The sequence below is a fragment of the Shewanella sp. MR-4 genome (assembly GCF_000014685.1).
Lineage (GTDB): Bacteria > Pseudomonadota > Gammaproteobacteria > Enterobacterales > Shewanellaceae > Shewanella.
Genome location: NC_008321.1, coordinates 2,614,035 through 2,634,237 on the forward strand (window position 1 = coordinate 2,614,035; position 20,203 = coordinate 2,634,237).

19 protein-coding genes are annotated in these 20,203 nt (G+C 47.8%); 8 read left to right on the top strand and 11 right to left on the bottom strand.

Annotation, left to right across the window (positions count from 1 at the left end):
- The first annotated feature begins 56 nt into the window (after positions 1-56).
- Positions 57-998, top strand: a complete 942-nt coding sequence (gene ylqF, locus SHEWMR4_RS11510; protein WP_011622949.1) for a ribosome biogenesis GTPase YlqF — start codon at positions 57-59, stop codon at positions 996-998.
- Positions 999-1,311: 313 nt separating this feature from the next.
- Here ylqF and SHEWMR4_RS11515 read toward each other — a convergent pair whose 3' ends face one another.
- The 6 genes from SHEWMR4_RS11515 to SHEWMR4_RS11535 form a co-directional block, all read right to left on the bottom strand.
- On the bottom strand, positions 1,312-1,752 hold the full coding sequence (locus tag SHEWMR4_RS11515; RefSeq protein WP_011622950.1) for a hypothetical protein: 441 nt from the start codon (positions 1,750-1,752) through the stop codon (positions 1,312-1,314).
- Positions 1,753-1,984: 232 nt separating this feature from the next.
- Positions 1,985-2,551, bottom strand: coding sequence for a hypothetical protein (locus SHEWMR4_RS11520; protein WP_011622951.1), 567 nt, complete (start codon positions 2,549-2,551; stop codon positions 1,985-1,987).
- A gap of 73 nt (positions 2,552-2,624) precedes the next feature.
- Positions 2,625-2,759 (bottom strand): hypothetical protein, encoded by a 135-nt coding sequence (locus SHEWMR4_RS21265; RefSeq protein ID WP_413540367.1) that lies wholly within the window; start codon positions 2,757-2,759, stop codon positions 2,625-2,627.
- Between the two features lie 446 nt (positions 2,760-3,205).
- Complete coding sequence (locus SHEWMR4_RS11525) at positions 3,206-3,670, bottom strand: low molecular weight protein-tyrosine-phosphatase (protein ID WP_041409055.1); 465 nt, start codon at positions 3,668-3,670, stop codon at positions 3,206-3,208.
- Between the two features lie 71 nt (positions 3,671-3,741).
- A complete protein-coding gene (locus tag SHEWMR4_RS11530; protein ID WP_011622953.1) occupies positions 3,742-4,764 on the bottom strand; it encodes a hypothetical protein in 1,023 nt (340 codons plus the stop codon).
- Between the two features lie 102 nt (positions 4,765-4,866).
- The gene (locus tag SHEWMR4_RS11535; RefSeq protein WP_011622954.1) at positions 4,867-5,775 is read right to left on the bottom strand and encodes a DNA ligase; all 909 of its coding nucleotides are present in this window, start codon (positions 5,773-5,775) and stop codon (positions 4,867-4,869) included.
- 253 nt (positions 5,776-6,028) lie between these two features.
- On the opposite strand from SHEWMR4_RS11535, the gene SHEWMR4_RS11540 reads away from it, so the two are divergent.
- Positions 6,029-6,400 (top strand): diacylglycerol kinase, encoded by a 372-nt coding sequence (locus SHEWMR4_RS11540; protein ID WP_011622955.1) that lies wholly within the window; start codon positions 6,029-6,031, stop codon positions 6,398-6,400.
- A gap of 148 nt (positions 6,401-6,548) precedes the next feature.
- Here SHEWMR4_RS11540 and hdfR read toward each other — a convergent pair whose 3' ends face one another.
- Complete coding sequence (hdfR, locus tag SHEWMR4_RS11545; protein ID WP_011622956.1) at positions 6,549-7,409, bottom strand: HTH-type transcriptional regulator HdfR; 861 nt, start codon at positions 7,407-7,409, stop codon at positions 6,549-6,551.
- A 108-nt stretch (positions 7,410-7,517) separates the two neighbouring features.
- On the opposite strand from hdfR, the gene SHEWMR4_RS11550 reads away from it, so the two are divergent.
- From SHEWMR4_RS11550 to SHEWMR4_RS11560, 3 genes are all read left to right on the top strand, one after another.
- Positions 7,518-7,970, top strand: a complete 453-nt coding sequence (locus SHEWMR4_RS11550) for a DUF413 domain-containing protein (RefSeq protein WP_011622957.1) — start codon at positions 7,518-7,520, stop codon at positions 7,968-7,970.
- A 20-nt stretch (positions 7,971-7,990) separates the two neighbouring features.
- Positions 7,991-9,001 carry an ATP-grasp domain-containing protein gene (locus tag SHEWMR4_RS11555; protein WP_011622958.1) on the top strand — a complete coding sequence of 337 codons (1,011 nt, stop codon included), beginning with the start codon at positions 7,991-7,993 and terminating at the stop codon, positions 8,999-9,001.
- Positions 9,002-9,313: 312 nt separating this feature from the next.
- Positions 9,314-10,177: a hypothetical protein gene (locus SHEWMR4_RS11560; protein WP_041409057.1), complete on the top strand. Its 864-nt coding sequence runs from the start codon at positions 9,314-9,316 to the stop codon at positions 10,175-10,177.
- Between the two features lie 55 nt (positions 10,178-10,232).
- On the opposite strand, the gene SHEWMR4_RS11565 is transcribed toward SHEWMR4_RS11560, so the two are convergent.
- On the bottom strand, positions 10,233-11,858 hold the full coding sequence (locus SHEWMR4_RS11565; RefSeq protein ID WP_011622960.1) for a M28 family metallopeptidase: 1,626 nt from the start codon (positions 11,856-11,858) through the stop codon (positions 10,233-10,235).
- Positions 11,859-12,018: 160 nt separating this feature from the next.
- Between SHEWMR4_RS11565 and SHEWMR4_RS11570 the strand changes: the two genes are divergently transcribed.
- Positions 12,019-13,044 carry a GGDEF domain-containing protein gene (locus tag SHEWMR4_RS11570; protein ID WP_011622961.1) on the top strand — a complete coding sequence of 342 codons (1,026 nt, stop codon included), beginning with the start codon at positions 12,019-12,021 and terminating at the stop codon, positions 13,042-13,044.
- Between the two features lie 123 nt (positions 13,045-13,167).
- Here the strand turns inward: SHEWMR4_RS11570 and SHEWMR4_RS11575 are convergent, their stop codons facing one another.
- The 3 genes from SHEWMR4_RS11575 to pdsO are packed head-to-tail and all read right to left on the bottom strand — an operon-like array spanning position 13,168 to position 16,980.
- Complete coding sequence (locus tag SHEWMR4_RS11575) at positions 13,168-13,851, bottom strand: class GN sortase (RefSeq protein ID WP_041408785.1); 684 nt, start codon at positions 13,849-13,851, stop codon at positions 13,168-13,170.
- Positions 13,852-13,860: 9 nt separating this feature from the next.
- The gene (locus tag SHEWMR4_RS11580; protein WP_011622963.1) at positions 13,861-16,140 is read right to left on the bottom strand and encodes a marine proteobacterial sortase target protein; all 2,280 of its coding nucleotides are present in this window, start codon (positions 16,138-16,140) and stop codon (positions 13,861-13,863) included.
- Positions 16,141-16,185: 45 nt separating this feature from the next.
- The gene (gene pdsO, locus SHEWMR4_RS11585; protein ID WP_011622964.1) at positions 16,186-16,980 is read right to left on the bottom strand and encodes a sortase-associated OmpA-like protein PdsO; all 795 of its coding nucleotides are present in this window, start codon (positions 16,978-16,980) and stop codon (positions 16,186-16,188) included.
- A 245-nt stretch (positions 16,981-17,225) separates the two neighbouring features.
- Between pdsO and pdsR the strand changes: the two genes are divergently transcribed.
- Positions 17,226-17,918 carry a proteobacterial dedicated sortase system response regulator gene (gene pdsR / locus SHEWMR4_RS11590; RefSeq protein WP_011622965.1) on the top strand — a complete coding sequence of 231 codons (693 nt, stop codon included), beginning with the start codon at positions 17,226-17,228 and terminating at the stop codon, positions 17,916-17,918.
- 32 nt (positions 17,919-17,950) lie between these two features.
- Positions 17,951-20,110 carry a proteobacterial dedicated sortase system histidine kinase gene (gene pdsS / locus SHEWMR4_RS11595; protein WP_011622966.1) on the top strand — a complete coding sequence of 720 codons (2,160 nt, stop codon included), beginning with the start codon at positions 17,951-17,953 and terminating at the stop codon, positions 20,108-20,110.
- Positions 20,111-20,203: the final 93 nt, after the last annotated feature.

Sequence of the window (20,203 nt, forward strand, 5' to 3'; positions counted from 1 at the left end):
TCGTCGCCTTCAAGGTAGAATAAGCGTCTTTAGGTCATTTAGAACAAGGCGCTATCATGGCAATTCAATGGTATCCGGGGCACATGCACAAGGCACGCAAAGAGATCGAAGAGGCTATGCCTCAGGTCGATCTGGTGATTGAGGTGCTGGACGCTCGTATTCCCTACAGTAGTGAAAACCCCATGGTGTCAAAGCTTCGTGGCGACAAACCTTGTATTAAGCTACTGAATAAATCCGACTTAGCCGATCCTGACATCACCGCCCAATGGATTGAATACCTTGAGCGTGAACAAGGGGTAAAAGCGACTGCGATTACTACACTGCAACCGGGTATGTTGAAAATGCTGCCGGATCTTTGCCGTAAGTTAGTGCCGAGTCGCGATAAGACCGAAAAGGACATTCGCACTATGATCATGGGGATCCCAAACGTGGGTAAGTCCACCATTATCAATACCTTAGCCGGTCGTGTTATCGCTAAAACCGGTAACGAACCCGCCGTCACCAAAAGCCAGCAGCGCATTAACCTACGCAACGGCATTGTGCTCTCGGACACCCCTGGGATTTTATGGCCTAAAGTCGATAACGAAGCCAGTAGCTATCGCCTCGCCGTCACGGGAGCCATTAAAGATACCGCCATGGAATACGAAGATGTGGCACTGTTTGCCGCAGGTTATTTCTTAAAGGCGTACCCGAAGGAAATTTGCGAGCGTTATAACATCAGTGAATTACCTAAGGATGATATGGCGTTACTCGAAGAAATCGGCCGTAAACGCGGTGCCCTGCGTCCCGGTGGTCGCATCGATTTGCATAAAGCCTCGGAAGTCGTGTTACACGATTACCGCTCAGGTCGAATTGGCCTGTTATCCCTCGAAACCCCTGCGATGGCCGAAATCGAAAAAGCCGAAGTGGAACGCATTCTGGCTGAAAAAGCCGCCGAGAAAGCCGCTAAGCTAGAAGCGGAAAAACTGAAACGCTCAGGAAAACGACATAACGTTTAAGCGCTGTTTTTAATCACTTTACCCCGTCAATAGCGGGCTAAAGTGACTCATTAAAGTGATGATTTAGATTAGAAGTGATGATTTAAATTAAAAGTCATTATTTATATTAAGAAATATCGCACAGCAGAATGCATTCATAGTCCTCAGTTTGACGTATCAGCCAGCGCCATCTCAGCGCTGGCATTTTATTTGCTCCCACGTATTCATCGTTCGCTGAGTAATCTCCCAATCTACAGCAAAATTAACTGCGAAGTGGGCAGGCATCTATTAGCGACAATATAAGCCTTAAGCCATTATACTTAGGGGCTATCCATCAGTACAAACCAGAGGCACTATTGGCTTCAAACACTGGGGCTTGGCCTGCCGCTATCATGTTGTAACTCAACATAAAGGGTACTCCACCCTCCGAGGCCATAATATTATCCATCCAGCCAATCGGATTATTGAACAAGGAGTTATCGTGATTTAATACCCCAATGGCGCCGTTGGCTTCATCAAAGTCCCAAACGACTGAGCCCCAGTGCCAGTTGAGCCCTTCCACATATTGCCAGCCAAGCAAGGCACCGAGTGCGTACAGTACATCATCATCCATCATCCGTTGATTTGCCCGATAGTCACGCGTCAGTTCCGTAATGGCCGCCACTATCTCATGCGGCAGAGTCGTCTCCGTCAAACTGAGTAATGCAAGTCCTTTTTGGGCTAAGTGTTCGAGTTCTTTGTGTATTTCCTCAGATATAGCATTAATTTCGGCCATAATACCTCCCTTAGAATGAGCCAAATCTTCAATGCAAGATACGGATAAATCCCTTTGGTGCCCATACCACCTAGGGATGAAAACACTAAAGCAGATCACCCATTGTAGATAAATCCATCAGCATAGAATGGGACATAAATGATTTACGCTCCGGGGCTCATTTCTGGACAAAATGAGCTAGGGCATTTGCTTTAGTGAACCAGACATCGATTATAAATAGTATCTTAGTCCCTTAATTATCTCCGCCTAATTTATATAGTGTATTGTTATTGTTGGCATATTTTAAAGCTTGAGAACTATTGGTTTCTTTTATTTGTTGATTGGTTGGGTTTATTATTTGTATTTCAATTTTTTGATCAGTCGAATTGAATATTGCAATTGCTGCTGAAATTACAGTTGTTATAGTTGCTAATATCGAAATATAAAAAGCCCATTTCCCTATCTTTCTTTGCTTTTTATTTATGATGAAGTCAATCCCTTCGCGAGTTATTTTTACATATTGCATTGGTGTTCCATCCTTAGCCTTTCCATTTGAAATGGAGGCGAAGCCAAGGGTAATTAAAAGAGCTGAGTTTACTTTAACTATATACAGAGCTTCGTGAAAAACCATTTCATCTTTTATCTTTAAGTATCTAGAATACGATAAGTAACCCTTATAAAGCACTGTTTTCAAATACTTAGTTAGATGATCAGTCTCATCTTCCATTTTTGTAGTTGAAAGAGATATATATGGGTTTGAATATAGATATTCTAGCCCTAACTCCCAATTAAAAATCTGTTTGTTGTATTTATCTTCCATGCTCTCATACGCCTAGTTTCATTTATTTGTTTTGTTTGAACTCAAAGCTTAACGCTGAAATAGTTAAATCACTTCACTGGTTCAGATAATCTACCGATGGTTTTATCACATCTCTATTTAAGATTTTAAAAAGAAGGTATTTATTAGAAAGTCCAAGTGCTGATTTGCAGCCGTCTAGGTAGATCACCAACCAATCATGGCTAGCCATTATTAATCACAGGTCTATTTTCTATATCTGCTGCCTCTTCAGCCATAATTTCCTCTATTGGGTGTAACGTAAAGTTCAATAGCCGAATGCTGAATACACAATTAGGGTAATAATCTGCTATTAGGAATAGTAGGTCAAGGATTGACAAGAGAAAGAGGTTAGGAATCTGAGGCTAGCAAGCTTTGGGGCATTAGCTTTTTTGCCAAATGAACAGTGCAATGGCCGTCAAAATTGCCATTGTTGCAACAGTGACCGTTGGCGACATGGCCGCTCTTTCACATCTATGTGAACGCGGCATTTACACTTCCATGTGTTGCAGATGCCGCCGTCGAGCCTATAGGGACATATTCACGGCGTGTCACTGGGGAAACAGTGGTAATGCATATATCGCAATATCCGATTCAGCCGACTTGCTTTGGGGCAATTACGCTTTATTCAAGTTGCACTTAATCGTTATTCTTCCCATCCGTTTTTCCGGCTAACTGCGCTAATAAAGCGTCAATACTCTGTTCGAGTAAATCGAGGACTAATTCGAATCCTTGCGCACCGCCGTAATAGGGATCGGGGACTTCATCCGTGTCGCAATCACCAAAAGACAACATCAGCTTTAATTTGTATTGATATTCGGGTGGGCAACGGCGGCGTAAATCACCGAGGTTACTATTATCTGCCGCTAAAATAAGATCGAAATGCTCAAAATCGGCATCAACCACTTGTCTTGCTCGCATGCCGTCGAAACTCAATCCGCGTTTTTTTCCTGCCGCCATTGAACGGCTATCGGGTTGATCCCCTTGGTGATAACCAATAGTGCCCGCCGAATCGACGTCGATATTAAGACGGCGCTCGCGAATTTTAGCTCGGCAAACGGCCTCGGCGGTGGGCGAACGACAAATATTGCCCATACAGACCATTAAGATGCGTCGTACATGCTGCTCTTTTGCTAACGCTTTATCTTCTAACAACTTAACATCCTCTCGCGTTGCTACTTAGGTGTTGATGCCACCTGACCAAAGGCGGGAGAAATACATTTTTTGACTTCAAAATGGTAACCATACTGCTCATGGGCAGACTCGGTGATTTCCAATATTTCATAGTCATTTAGCTCAATCACCACTGAGTCGGCTAATTTATCACACCGACTGCGACCATCGGCTTCAAATTTATAGGCAAATAAGGCAATTAAATCACGGATCCCTTTGTAGTAACTATGACCAAAGGCTTTGAGTGTTTCGGTGGTGTCGGTTTGATTGGGTTGCTGTGTGAGTTCAGTTCCCGCTTGTTCAATACTGTCCTCGGCTTTGAGAATGGTTTCGCCTTCATCCACAACTTTAACTTCAAGCATATCGCCTTTTATCCCTTGGGTAGTCTTGGCTAAATCCCCTACCCAGTTTTCGCCATCGGTAATCGCAATTAAGTTTAATAACAGCACTACAGACAGGATCATACGCACCAACGCGGTTGTCACCACAAATCGTTTTTTACTGCCTTGCTGCTTGGCTTCGAGTCCTAAGATCCTTAATCCGATATGGAAGAATAAATAACAAGGGATCACCAATTGCAGTAGGAGTAAGGCGAGGATGGAGATACACACAAACCAAATCGGCAGGTACAGCAGAATCGCAAAGTTATGGGTATAGGATAGATGTGACGCCGAAACACCAGTGATTTCGTTCACCACACTGCCGCTGGCGGCTAGGGCAAAGTTAGCGATGACCGCATAAAACAATAGGAAAATGGCTTTGCCCGCCAGCGTATGCCAAGCCATGGCAAATTTGGGCCAAAACTCAATAATCAAGGCGATAGCGGTGATCATCGCGGCAATCCAAATTTCGGGTTGAAATACCATTAACGCCAGTAGTGCTAATAGGTAACAACGCTGAGCGACATTTAAGCTCAACCAAAATTGCTTAAGTGTCACGAATGGATGTTTAAGCCATTTAGGCACAGTCAAGGCTTGCAGCACACGCTGCTTCCAAAGGGTTAATCCATGTTGACTGTCGACCAAAACTCACTCCTTGATATGATTGCCCATTAATAATCAATACGATATATGGCAACGCTTGTAATTAAGAGCTCGATTTTTATCAAAGTTAAACAATTTCGCAACTTATTCTTTATCTTTGTCTTCAGCTGGCATATCTGCTCTTATTCGCAAATAACTGGCAAAGCGCGGGAGGCCATTGACGGTTAATCCAAGATATTTGTAGGTGATAAGCGTGCCAATGGCGGGTGGATGCTGACGCTCGGCAAGGGTAAAACCTGTGCCAATACTAAAGACACGGCCATCCGGTGTTTGCACTCTTAATGCCCCCATCTGCCCAGCAAACTGCCCTTTACCCGCTATATGCCCAATCACCTTGGCTTCGGCATCCAAATAAGGCTTTAACTTCATCACATTAGGATTTCGCCCTGGTGTATACAAGGCTGAGCGCCTATGCAGAATTAAACCTTCGGCGCCCTGAGCTACCAAGGCATCCAACTTTTGATAAAGCGCCTCGATACTCTCTACCCTCACCTGCTCAATGACTTGAAGATAAATCGATTTACCTGCAAGCAGAGTCTGCATCTGTTGATAGCGCGTTTCAAAGCTCCCTTGCGCCTCGGGTAAATCAAATACCATAAAGCGTACGTTCTGCCAGTCGCTCTCCTTCGGCGACATTTGGCGAATAATCCCAGATATCGCCTCAAACTGCCCTCGCCCAAGCCATAACTCACCGTCCATTGGGGTGGTTGGAAAGTCCGCAGTAAACCAACTTGGCGCTAAGATTGGATTGCCCTGACGAGTCACTAAACGTTTTCCATCCCAATAACCGCGCACACCATCGAGTTTTTCGCTGACGAGAAAATCACTGATGTGGGCACTATTTTCCCTTGAATATTCGGTCGCTAATTGGATCTTGGGCGCTTGGGGATTGGCGTAACTCACGGCCATCAATAAGCCGAAAATACCGTAGAAAAACACTAAACACCGCACGAGCGTGGATGTTAAAAACTGTGAGCGAGTTGTAAGAGCCATTCCTTTGCCTCTCAAATGTCACCTGATTAAGCTTCAAGCTTAGCGTTAAGATTTGTCCTCTGCGAATCCATCTACCGCGATGGTAACACCCTAGCAGGGCTGCGAATTTGTGCGTTTGGCTATTTATGCACAAAGGATCTCGGGCTATACTGCGGCCTCTTTTTTAAGCTCGTTCAAATGTTAACACTCAATTCGTACGCTATTTGAACAGGTAAATGCTTCGCGAACAAGCGCCCAAGTCTATGGAATTATTATGAAACCAGCTAACAATCACGGTATTAAACGCATCTTTAGAGCAACGGGATTTTCGATGAAGGGCTTAAAAGCCGCTTGGATCCACGAAGCCGCTTTTAGACAGGAATTGATGCTGGCCGTGGTGATGCTGCCTATCGCGCTGTTAGTCGATATCAGCACCATGGAACGCCTGATGCTGATTTTAACCTTGTTTATCGTGTTGATTGTTGAGCTATTAAACTCGGCGATTGAAGCCGTAGTTGACCGTGTTGGCAGTGAAATCCACCACCTCAGTGGTCAAGCAAAAGATATCGCCTCTGCTGCGGTATTTATGAGCTTAGCGCTATGTGCTATCACTTGGCTTGTGGTGTTACTGCCACTCTTTATCTAATACGCTGCTTTTTAGTGCGCTATTTATCTCACATTCGCCTTAACAAGCCTTGTTGTATCCGTAAAGCGAGGTCTATCGCTTTAGCCACTGTCATTTCGATAAAAAAACGCCTTTGAGATCTCTCCTAAAGGCGTTTTTCTACTGTAGATCACAGCGTTTCAGCGACTGTTTTATCGGCTAAAAAGCCAATTGCCTGTTTTATTTGCTCCAAGCGGTCATTTTCGGCCCAATAGGCAACATACACGCTGCGTGAAATGGCGCTCGCGCCCGCAACTAAATGCAGCTCGCCGCGGTTCAACAGTGGCAGAACCAAATGCTCGGGTAAAAACGCGCAGCCACCGTTATTCAAGATAAAATCCAAGGCGATACGGGCCGAACTGGTATGTAAGGTCGGCACGGGTAAGGCGGCATATTCCTGCGCATGCAGGATATTAAAGGCCGTGCCCCAATCCACTTTGACATATTGTCCGGCCTGCACCGCATTGACCGCCACATCCATGGTTTTGGATACCAGCAATAAATTGATTTGCCCTAGTTGCACCAGTTCGAATTGGTCCAGTTTGGGTGGGTCGAAGGAAATCGCCAAGTCCAAGGTCCGGTCCATCAATTGCCGTGTCATCACAGTTAATGGCAAGACTTCGGTCCGAAGTGCAACCCCTGGTAATCCCACATGCAAATGCTGTAAATGCCCCTGCAAATAGGCATCCCAGATATTGGGGCCTGCGCCAATGGCGAGTTGAGTCGATTGTAACTGACTGAGGGAGACATCCTGCTTGGCGCGCTCCCAAGCGGTTAATACCGCTTCGGCATGCCCAAGCATACGTTCGCCCGCTGGCGTGGGCTGAATATTGTTGCGTTGGCGCTCAAACAAGGCGACGCCAAGAATGCTTTCAAGCTGTTTGACCCGAAAGCTCACCGCGCTGCGGGTAAGGTAAAGATTTTCCGCGGCCTTACCAAAATGACGAGTACGGGAGACTTCCAAAAAGGTCTTAAGTAAATCGGTATCCATAAAAATTCTTGACCAACATTGGCAAATTTTTTTGATTTATAAATCAATAATACTAGCCAATACTCCAGTTGCAAATCTTTGTATATCAAAAACTAGAAGGTAACAGCCATGTCTGAACAGTCTTTTTCAAACGCTAACAAGGGTTCTGAGACGGTGAACGGCTCAGCTGCCAGCTTTATATCCCATAAACGTTTTTATGACGATACCAATTTCCCTAAAGGTTTTAAGCGGAGTGGCGACTTCACCAGTAAAGAGGCCGAACTGCTTGAATTACATGGCCATGCCATGAAAAACCTCGATGAAGGCAAGTCGCTCCCTGTCACCGCAGACGAGGCGCAATTTGTCGAAGTCATCAAAGGAAACATCGCTCCCAGTAGCTTGTTAGAGCATATCTGGTTAAAGTACCGCAAACTCTCTCAGGGTAAGCCCTTTTATGCTGTAGTTGGCACTGTTCATTTACCTGCCACTAAACCTGAGGTTGAGCCAGAAGCGGCATTCGATGTGGATGTCGAAATTGAAGATGATGTTCAGGATGAAGCTGAACCCGAGGATAAAGAATGAAAATGAAGGTTTGCGATTAAATGCGTGGGTGGATTTTATATAAAGAGACCGCGACTCAGCTAAAACCTGAATTGTATGAAATTGAACGTCTATTGGCAGCAGCCAAGGCCGACAATATTGAGTTAGAAGTATATGCTCCGGATGAGTTTGATCTCACCGTGACCCGAGAAGATAACAAGAGTATTTTGTTAAACGGTCAACCCGTTGAGCTGCCAGACTTTATCATTCCGAGAATGGGATCTGGCACCACCTATTTTGCGTTGGCAATTATTCGCCATTTAGAGCGTTTAGGTGTGTACTGCTTAAACCCTTCTAAAGCCATTGAAATCGTTAAAGATAAGCTCTTTTCCCAGCAATTACTGGCCGAGAAGAACTTACCTACGCCCAAAACCATGCTGGTAAAGTTCCCCGTCGACATCGAACTGGTTGAACGCCACTTAGGTTTTCCCGTGGTAATTAAAACCCTCTCGGGTTCACAGGGAAGCGGCGTATTTTTATCCCATAAGGCCCGTGAATTTGATGACTTAATGCAATTAATCGAAGCGACTAATAAAAACGCCAACATTATTTTGCAGGAATTTATCGCCAACAGTCATGGCCGAGACTTACGGGTATTTACCATTGGTGGACGTGTGGCGGGCTGCTACGAACGTCGTGGACAAGAAGATAGCTTTAAAGCCAATGTCAGCGCGGGTGGTTCGGCGCGCCCCTTCGAGATCACACCTGAAATCGAATGGCTGGCGACACAAACCGCCAATATTCTCGATTTAGATGTGGCGGGTATCGATTTGTTATTCGATAACGGCCACTACAAGATCTGTGAAGCCAACTCATCACCTGGTTTCGAAGGCTTAGAGTCTTGCTTAAATGTGGATATTGCCGCACAGATTTTACACTTTATCCGCATCCGTTTAGGCATGTTTAATAAGGATGAAAAAAGCAGCGAGTCACAGCAAGCTCAAGCAACAAAGCCCGAGGTGAGCGCATCGGCAAACGTCAACGCGCCAGAGACCAAACCGGCCGCTAACTAGCGCTGCAAGTGACACTTTATCGCTAACATCGTATCTGCGGCTCAGTCTCCACTGAGTCGCATTTTTTGGGCCCTAGGCTGCATTTCCTACGCAATTCACCAAGATGCAAATTACCGTGATCCGTCCCACAAGCTCATCAAACCAAGCCAATTAGCCGTACTACTTTTGTCTTAAATCACAAAAACCGGCAATTTTAAAAACATTTCATTCACATTTTGAAATTTGCTGTTACACTCCAAATGTCCATAGCTTATGGCACTTAAGTCTGATGTTATCGCTGGAAATAATAAGAAGAATACTGGAGTAACGTTGATTTCTACTCGTCTAACACCCCTAGTCATCGCCCTACTCGGCAGCAGCCCTGTGCTGGCGGGCGAATTAAGCCTTGAACTAGGGGGATTTTATTCACAGTCTGATACCAATATGGAAGTGACTAACCCTATATCAGGGAATAACTTCACCTTAGACTATGAATCCGATCTGCAACTGGCCGAGAACGAGTTTTTACCCTTTGTTGAGTTAAATTATCACTTTAACGAACGGCATAATATTTACCTCGACTGGAAACAACTCCACCGCAGCGCTGAAACTCAAGCCTTAAGTAAACCCTTTCAAATCGAAATCAACGATACCATCTACGATATTAAGGCGGGCGGCAAACTCAGCTCCACCTTAAATATTGATATATTACGTGTCGGTTACGGTTATGATGCTCTCCAAGGCAGCAATTACGATGTCGGCTTTTCCCTTGGTTTGCACACTATGTTTATCAAAACGGGATTTGAAGGCGTTATCGGCGTCTGTCATCCCTCTGAGTTGCTCAACAATGTCTGTGGCAGCCAAGCAATCCCTCGCATCGTCGATGAAAATGTCACCGCCCCCCTGCCAGATTTTGGCTTATATGCCAACTATGAGTTTATCCCTGGCTGGAAACTGGCAACCCATGCCCAGTACTTCTACATCAAACTCAATGATGTAAAAGGTGAGCTTGTGGATGTCAAACTCGGCATCGATGCCAATATTACCGAAAATTGGCGCATGAGCGTGGCCTATAACTACTACAAGGTCGATGTGGATATCGCCCAAAAATCACCGAATAAAGATACCCAAATCGCCGACTATAACATTTACTACAGTTTTATCGGCCCAATGCTTTCGGTGAGTTATACATTCTAAGGTTTTGATAAGCATAAAAAAGGACGCCTTGGCGTCCTTTTTACATTTGTCACTATTACTTTTTACGACCGTCTTGCTCGCGCTTAGTCTTAAAATCCGACGCCTCTAACCAATGGGGCCAATCGGTGCCATTGGCTAAGGTGGTTAGCATGCTCGCCATCAGATCTAAATCCTGCTTCACCCCTTCTAGGGTCCAGTTAGGATCATAATCATCGGCGCCCTTGTGGTATTTGTGAGCAATATAGTCAGGATCCGTATCCCCAAGGCTCATAAATAACAAACCTGGCACACCTTGCTGGGCCAAGGCAAAGTGATCCGATCTAAACATCAAACCATTTTGTGGTCTAGGATCGCCCTTAACCACTCGCCCCTGCGCCTTAGCAGCTTTGTCCAAATACGTTTCTAACTCAGACACGCCCTCACCGTAGCGCAGAATATAATCCACACCTTGGTTCATATTCATGCCGTCGATATTTAAAAAAGCGACAATGTTTTTGGTCGGTACACTCGGATGCTGAGCAAAGTGTTGGGCACCTATAAGCCCAGTTTCTTCGGCGGTAAAGGCACTAAACAGAATCGAGCGCTCTAGCGGCGCGGTTTGTGCTTGTTTAGCAAAGTAACGCGCAAGCGCCAGTACTCCCGCCACACCACTGGCGTTATCCACGGCACCATTAATGATCTCAGATTTGCCATCTTCAATCACAGTGCCTAAATGATCCCAATGGGCATGCATCATCACCACTTCATCAGGGTGGCTTTTTCCAGGTAATAGTGCCGCCACGTTGTGGGATTCGGCGCGTTCAATTTGATTGTTTAAGCTGACATTCGCCTTTAACTTTAATGGAATGGCCTTAAAGTTTGGCTTGGCGGCTTGCTGTTTTAAGGTATCGAAGTCCACACCAGCCTTAGCAAAAATCTTATTGGCGACATCATGTTGTACCCAGCCCATCACGCCAACCTGTCCGAGGTTATTATTGGCATCGACCAAGGTGAACTTAGTGCCTGTATTGGAGTTTTGCACCACTCCCCAGCCATACGCGGCAGGCGCCGTTTCGTGGACGATAAATACGGCTTCGGCGCCTTGGCGAGCGGCCTCTTCGTATTTGTAAGTCCAGCGACCATAGTAAGTCATGGCATTGCCTTTAAAGACCTTGGGATCTTGAGTCGCAAAACCTGGGTCATTGACTAGCACAATCACGGTTTTGCCTTTGACATCGAGTCCCTGATAGTCATTCCAACCATACTCAGGCGCATTAATGCCATAACCGACAAATACTACATCGCTATTACTGAGGTTGACCTTGTCGCTAATTCTCTGGGTTCTGGCGGTAAACTCGCTACCATTGGCAAACTTGAGTCCGCCGATATCGAGTTGCATGTTTTGATCAGCGGTGATTTTCGCCAGCGGCACAGCTTGTAAATAGCTATCGCCAAATCCTGGCTTAAGTCCCATCTCCTTAAAGGCTTTCTCAAGGTAATCAATCGTTAGCTGCTCGCCTTCGGATAAGGGCGCGCGACCGCCGAAGGCATCACTGGCTAAGGTTTTGACGTCGGTACGATATTGATTTAAATCTAGGCTGTCACTGAAGGAAGACGCGGCCATAGCTGGCAGTGACAGTAAGGAACCTAGGGCACCGGCAAGGATGAAATTTTTCAAGACTTTCTCCCAAGTTATTATCATTATTTAGTTTTAGCGATAAACTCTACCATATCCCCCCAAGATTTTGGCAGGTAATTCGCCGAACTTAAGGGCTTTAGTTGTAACGGGATTTGACGAGCAAAACTGTTTACCCAGATGTGGTATAACGGGTTAATTGAGTTATTTTTATTGGGATGTATCCATGTCACGAGATTTATTACAAACCGCAGCCTTGAATCTTAAAAAAGCGGTTCCCTTAATGCTCAAACATCAAATTCCCACCACGCCAATCAATTATGCCCTCTGGTATACCTATGTTGGGGAACAAAACCCAGCACTCAATGCCCAGCTTGATACTGTGATTGCTCACTACAACACCTGCCCGCCCGTGAGCAGCGAGTTGTTGTTCCGCCAGTATGTCGCAGATCCAGTTGAGCTGGATGTACGCGATATGCGGCTAAACCTTGAGGCCATGGCCACAGAATTATCGCAATCAATTCGGGATACCAATCTGGATGCAACTGAGTTCCAAAGCTGTATTAACACTAACTTTGCCAAACTCAATGGCATCGAAGAAGGTGCGCTCAGTGTTGAGCAAGTGCTCGATTTAGTACGCAATTTAGTCAAAGAATCCGAGAATATTCGCTCAAGTACCGAGTTTTTTACTGCCCAATTACAAAAAGCCCAGACAGAGATTGATGCGCTGAAGCAAAAGCTCGAAAAAACCGAAAAAGATGTACTGTATGACGCGCTGACCGGCTGTTTAAACCGCCGCGCTTTCGACGCCGATATCGCCGGCATGTTGGCTCAGGCGCCCGAGGGCACCTGTCTTATCTTTGTCGATATCGATCACTTTAAGGCCTTTAATGATAATTACGGCCACCAGCTAGGCGATCAAGTATTAAAAGCGGTGGCAAAGCGCTTGCAGGAAGCCTGTCGTGATGGCTGTAAGTTATACCGCTTCGGTGGCGAAGAGTTCGCGATTGTGGTGCCTAAGAGCCAACTGCGTATTGCGCGGCAACTGGCTGAAGCCATGCGCCGCGGCCTTGAAAAACTCAGCCTCAAGGATAGACGTAAGGATCAACGTATCGATCATATCACCGCCTCCTTTGGTGTCGCCCAGTGGCAAGAAAAGCAATCCGTAATGCAACTGATTGAAAAAACAGATAAGTTGCTTTACGAGGCCAAACGCCTAGGCCGCAACCGAGTCATGCCGATAAGCAACTAATCCAAGCAACAAGGCAGAGCCATCAGCTCTGCCTTGTTTATCAGTCGATTGTGAACACTTGTTGGTTATCGGTCGATGAGCTGTTTATTACTGCGAATTGCCCTCTTACTCAAATCCGAATGACTAAGCCACTTTTTGTGCCGCAGTCGTATTGACCGTCGTTTCTACGGATTGCGCGGCAGCATTCTCTGGCAGGACAGGAATAGCCTGCACCACAAAACGCAGTTCGGCCCCGCCTTGCAGCGCATCAAAGGGGTAACAAGTGATTAGCGTTAAACGATTATCCTCACTTGGCGCCATCAACTCAGTTTGCGATTCGTGCACCACTTCGGTCGCCACCACTTGGTAAACAATTTCCTTACCCGTCGCGGTTTGCAGCGCCAAGCGGCGTCCAACACTGATACCATTTAACATCGCAAAATGCGTATCCCTGTGCCCAGCAATCACTGTGTTGCCTTGCGCGCCAGCGGGCGCACTCGATAGCACTAAGGCAGGCCCAAAGGCCAAATTACGACCAGATGCGCCCGCCAGCACATATAAGCTGTCGTTGGATGCCGGACCATCGAAGTGATTCGGTCTTTTGGCCTGCTCGATGGAGAGCTTAGCCACGGGATAGGTATCGGCCCAGGACCAAGGTTTATGGGATTGACCATCGATTAAGGTTTTCGCCCAGGCTTGTTCAATCAAATATTGGGCAAAGTGTGCTTTCGCTTGCATATAGAATCCTTTTCCAAACAACGTAATGCCAAGTAATACCAATCCCACCAGCACCCCTATTTGTATCTGTTGAGTCATGCGCATACTCATGGACATGACTCAACTATTCAGCGCTAATGACAGCGCGCGTTGCTGCCGCTGCTGGCGACGAATCGACAGCGCCAACATCAAGGCAAGCAGTAACACGCTGCCCCCTAAGAGCATGTCGAAACGGCTCGAGGTCGATGTTTGTGGCAAAACACCCATTGGCTGCCACCCCAAAGGTAAATGCTGGCGCACCACAGCATCGCGGCTCATGGCATTGCTGGTGATGGGGGTTAAATCCACCGCGACCAAGCTGGTATAAGGGCTGACTAAGTGATAGTTGAGCGACAGCGCCGTGACCTGTTGTTTGACCTTGTCATCGTTAGCGCCGTTTTTACTCAGCTCTAAGGCCGCAATCTGTTTGCGCGCCCAGAGCAAATCGAGTCCCGCCGTGGGTTGCGCTACATCAATTGCAGAATGGCTTGCGTCATTGGCTTGCAAAGATAGCGACTGTTGCCAGTTTTTATGGCCCTGACGACCGGAGATCACCAGTTCCTGAGGCTCACGTGGGTGGCGCTTTAGGCTGATCAATACCGGCTCACCGCGATATAGATCGGGTATAGGCGCGGGCCAGTAATCAGGTACAGAGCCATCGTCAAAGCGCACCTGCAAATCGGTCAGAACCGGATACTGGATTTTGGCTAGTAACTTGCTGATCTTTTGCTCCACTTCATCCACATCACCAATGTAAGTAAAAGTACCGCGCCCAAGTTCAGCCGCACGCTGCATAAAATGCGAGTTCGGCGCCGAGCCAATGCCGACGGTGAAAAGACGGTTGTCGCCGATTTGATTGCGGATTAACTCAAACAACGCCGACTCATTACCGACTGAGCCATCGGTCATAAAGATCACTTGTCTTAACGACTTATCCTCACCCGACGCTGTGTTAAACGCTTGTCTTGGCAGCGCGGAATTTAAAGCCTGCGCCATTTCGGTGCCACCATCGGCCTGCAAACGATTCACAAACTGACGTGCCATGGCGAGATTAGTCGCGGTCGCGGGCAGCGGTGTTGACGACAGTAAAGACACATCTGAGTTAAATTCGATAATGTTAAAACTATCCTGTGGCCTTAAACCGCGCAGCGCATAACGCAGGGCATTTTTTGCCTGAATGATGGAATCTCCTGCCATCGACCCCGATGTATCAATCACTAAAATAAGCTCACGGGGCAAGTTCGGTTGTTCACTGGCCTCGACTTTGGGCGGCAGGACCATCACTAAGCTGTAGTTATTGTTGCTATTGCTATTCCCATCGACACTGGCAGTTGAACCACTATCTGCACTCGCATTATCGTCCTGCGTCGTATGGGTTTTGCCCGCTTGGTTGAATACCCAAGCCACGGGACTGGTGCCCTGCTTAAGACGCCATTGCAGCACAAAGTCACGATTAGCGGGCACGCGATTAGCCAAGGCCGCCGTCAGTTGGCCCTGTTTTTCATCAATCGTAATGGGATGATACGGACTCACTACGGCGGATTTGTCCACGCCTTCACCGAGCTTGACCTTAATATCGGCCTTAAGCACGGGATCCGTCTCACTACTGGCATCGCGGATCGGGGCAATAATTCGGTCAGCATCGAAGACTTGGCTGCTGGTCACGCGCTCATGATTGTTTCCGCCTAGCGTTAACCCAGGAATATAGCGCGGCGCCACCACCAGCGGAAAACGTAGGCTAAAGAGACCATCTTCATAATGAATGGTTTCTTGATAGCTGATTTCGACCACCAACTCCTCATCGGGAGCAAGGTTGGCTACTTCGGTCGTGAACATATTGGGCCGTTCTTGGCTGACTAGACTGGCGCGTTTCCCTTCGGCTTTGGCCTGCTCAAAAATCTGTTTTGCTTGCTGCTTTGGGTGAATTTGACCTTCGATGATCCGCTCTCCAATGTGCAAACGCAGTGAGTCCACCGCCGCCTCATTGGGTAAAGGGAACAGATAACGGCCATTGAGGACAAATCCCGTTTGATTACTGAAAACCTGCTTTACGCTCACCCTATTGGTTAACCCCGAGACCTGCATCGACACCTGCGTGTCCACGGGTAAGGACGGCATTAAACGGCCGCTGGCGGTTTGATACACCAACATCCCTTGGGTGACGTCATCGAAACTGAAAGCTGGCAATGTGCTCGCTGTGTGTTCATCGAAGGTCGCGGCAATATTTTGTGGCGCCGATAAGGTGCCGACACTGTTCGGTGAGGCTAACACCGCAAATGGTAGCCCCCAACAAATGGAGGCGCCGATCACTAGCATCGCCAGTGTTTGACAAACTTCTTTTACCCTTTTCCCTGTGATCATCACAAAGGCTCCTGATCTTGATTGAATACGATTGATATTGTTGAATTATTCGGTCACACGGCTCGCCATCAGTCCTTGGTTAGGCTGCATGGTCAAAGTGACTCGGCGATCGAACACATCGGATTCACTATCTTGCTGATCATTGAGCGGCATTCTGGCGCCGAAGGCTTGGGTGGTGATCCGCTCGGGGGCTACGCCTTGCTTAATCAAGTATCCCCGCACTTCTAACAAACGTTGCTCCGAGAGCGCTTGGTTGTAGGCCAGATCACCGCGACGGTCGGCATAACCTTTCAGCTCGAGATTGGACTCGCTCGAGCGCTTCATCACCTTGGCGACATTGTCTAATTGGGGCAAAAAATGGCTTTCAAGCTCCGACGAACCAGTACGGAACTGCACATTCATGCCCAGCGCCAACTCACTTAACAGTTGTTGTTGCTCGGCGAGCAGCTCATCGAGTTGCTTTTGGGTTGAGGCGTATTCGGCGGCGCGTTGCTCGCTGGCCTGTTGTTTGGACGATAAGCTCGCCAGTTGTTGGCGCTGCAGGGCAATATGCTGTTGCTGGGTTTTAACCGTGTCGGTATCGGAGACCGATTGGCCAATTAAGGTGCCGGTAAATCCACCGATAATGGCGCCAACGGGGCCACCCACTAGGGCGCCAAGTAACGCTCCGCCGCTAAGACCGATAAGCGCTTCGCCATCATCCTCATCTTGCTCAAGCATCTCAGTCTGTGGCTCTGAGAGCACAGGTTGATTTTGCAAGGAAACCCTTGCCGATACGCTAGCGATGGGCGCGGCGAATACACTCAGTACCAAGATATTAATCAGCGTCTTTTTCATCATCTCATTCCTTTTGATTTGTGCTGCGCTTACCCGCCTAAGTCATTAGCGCGGCGGGTAAAACGGAATGAGCTTATTAAACACAAGCGCCATGGCATAAGCGGGGATGGAAAATGGCAATGCGACTATCAATTGTGGCAACAAAATGGCAATTGCATTTGGGAGCTTTTCTCAGAAATAAATTCCTGTATAGTCACGAAAACTTATCCCCAGACACTTAGTCCCAGCAGTCAATAGGAAGATGGCTAATGAAACGTATCGCCATTGTGGAAGATGAAGCGGCCATTCGCGAAAATTACAAGGATGTGTTGCAGCAACACGGTTACAGTGTGCAAACCTATGCCGACAGGCCGTCTGCCATGTTGGCGTTTAATACCCGTCTGCCGGATCTAGCCATTATCGATATCGGCCTTGGCAATGAGATTGACGGCGGTTTTATGCTGTGTCAGTCCCTGCGCGCCATGTCGAACACTTTGCCGATCATCTTCTTAACCGCGCGGGATAGCGATTTTGATACTGTGTGCGGCCTGCGTTTAGGCGCCGATGATTACCTGAGCAAAGAAGTGAGCTTCCCCCATTTGACGGCGCGTTTAGCCGCGTTGTTTCGCCGCTCTGAGCTAGCCACCAGCCAAACGCCGCAGGAAAATTTACTGGAGCGCGGACCGCTTACTATCGACGCCAATCGGATGCAGGTTTCTTGGAACCAGATCCCGATTGAACTCACAGTCACCGAATTTTGGATGGTGCACGCCCTTGCTAAGCACCCGGGGCACGTCCGTAGCCGCCATGAGCTGATGCAGGAGGCGAAGATTTTTGTCGATGACAGCACTATCACCTCCCATGTGAAGCGCATTCGTAAGAAGTTTATGGCCGCCGCGCCCGAATTTGATTGTATTGATACCGTTTATGGCATGGGCTATCGCTGGGACAGCCTAGCCTAAACCATGCAAAGTAGCAGATTAGCCAGCATTCTATGACACGTTTTCCCTTCGGTCTTCGCACTAAAGTTATTGGCCTTAGCCTGTTTTTACTCTGCCTACCTTGGCTGGGGTACCAATATGTGTGGGAGATGGAAAAATACCTGCGCCACGGTCAGGAACGCACCTTAGAGGGTACCACTCAAGCCTTAGCGACCGCCTTGCACGAGCGCCCCAAGCTGTTCGACGGTCAGGCTAGCTTTTTAAAGCAGGTTGAAAAGAGTCGCGATCTCTATGCTTATCCCTTAGCGGGCGCGATTCTGCTCGATGGCAAACTCAATGAATGGCAGGAATATCAGCACAGATTTATTCAGTACGGTGAGGCGAATCTCATCATGCGCGCCGATCCCAGCACGCCGCTCACCTTGAGTTTTACCCATATGGTGGGTCAGTACGATGGTTATCTGTATGCCTTTTTTCAGGTGGTCGATCCCAATGTAGTGTTTCGCGGCAAAAATGCCTTAAGCGTTGATAGAAACGATCACCTGTCGATTGCGACCCTTGCCCCCGACAATAAATTTAAACGCTATATCGTGGCCACGACCCAGCCCGGCTGGATCAGTGCCTTCGAGCTGCCCGCCAACCCTAAGCAAACAGTGCCCGTAACACCCGAAGTCCGGATTCAAGGACAATGGGCCACCACGGATGTGGGCTACAATATCGAGCTGCGTATCCCCTTGGATATGGTGGGCAGCAAACTGGGATTTGCGATTTCCGATGTCAACGACAGCAAATACCGCGATGTGACCGCGGTTGTCGGCACCTCAGCCTTAGATACCGTAGATAAACTCGGCACAGTCCTAGTGCCATCACCCGAAATTGAAAATATTATCAAAGGCATGAGCCACTACAGCTCACGAATTTGGGTGGTCGATAAACACGGGCGTGTACTCGCGAAGTCCGGCGATATCCGTGACAGCAACAGTGTATGGACGCGCACCCTCGATGATGAAAACAGCAACTCAATGTGGCAGCGTTTTCAGCGCGACTACCTGCACCCACTCTACTATAAAATCCTCACCAAACCGCCGAAGGATTTTATCGATTCCCTGCAAGACTCGACCGAACTCGACGGCAGCCATATTCAAAAAGCGCTCGCGGGACAACAAAGCTCGACCTGGCGACTGACGCCAGACAATAAAGCAGTGGTGCTGGCGGCCGCCAGCCCCATTTGGATTGATAACAATGTGATGGGCGCCGTGGTGGCCGAAGAAACCACCCACGGTATTCGCACCCTGCGTAACCGTGCGCTGGAAAAACTGTTTAACGTGATCTTGACCATTATGAGCATGGGCACCTTAGCATTGTTTTTCTTCGCCTCGAGTATTTCCAATCGTATCCGCAAACTGCGCGATGAAGCCGAGAATGCCATCGACAGCCAAGGCCGCGTGCGGAACCATTTAAAACCCTCCAAGGCGCGGGACGAGATTGGCGACTTATCCCGCAGTTTTGCCAGCATTGTCGGCCGTTTGGGTCAATACACCCATTATTTAGAGAATATGTCGTCGCGCCTGTCCCACGAGCTACGTACACCAGTGGCCGTGGTGCGCTCCTCTTTAGAGCATTTAAATCTGCAAACCTTAGATAAAGACACGCAAAAGTACGTCGACCGTGCCCAAGAAGGGGTGAGCCGATTAAGCATGATTTTAAACAACATGAGTGAGGCAACGCGCCTTGAGCAGAGCCTTACTCAGGCCGATGTGGCTAAGTTCCCGCTATCCCAAGTGGTGAGCGGTTGTATGCAGGGCTATCAAATGACCTACCCTGAGCAGCAATTTAGCGTCAAAGTGCCCGAGCAACCTTTGATGATGCAGGGCGTGCCCGAATACATAGCCCAATTGATGGACAAGCTTATCGCCAACGCCATCGAGTTTTGTCATCAAGGCAGTGCGATCGAAGTCACCCTCACCCAAGTTGGCAAACAAGCCACTTTGCTTATCAGTAACTTAGGACCACAGTTGCCAGTGGATATGTCGGAGCAGATCTTCGACTCCATGGTTTCGGTGCGGATCAATCAAGCCCAAGACAAACCTCACCTAGGCTTAGGTTTGTATATTGCACGGCTCGTGACCGAGTTCCATCAGGGGATAATTTTGGCCCGCAACCGCAGCGAAAACGATGGGGTCGATATTCTGGTCACCCTACCGCTGAGCTAATCAACGCTCTGCAACTTGAGGCAAACTCATCTGTTTGCCTCCTGCCATTTTCACGGGCAGATGCTAAGATGACGGCCATCACAATGGATAACA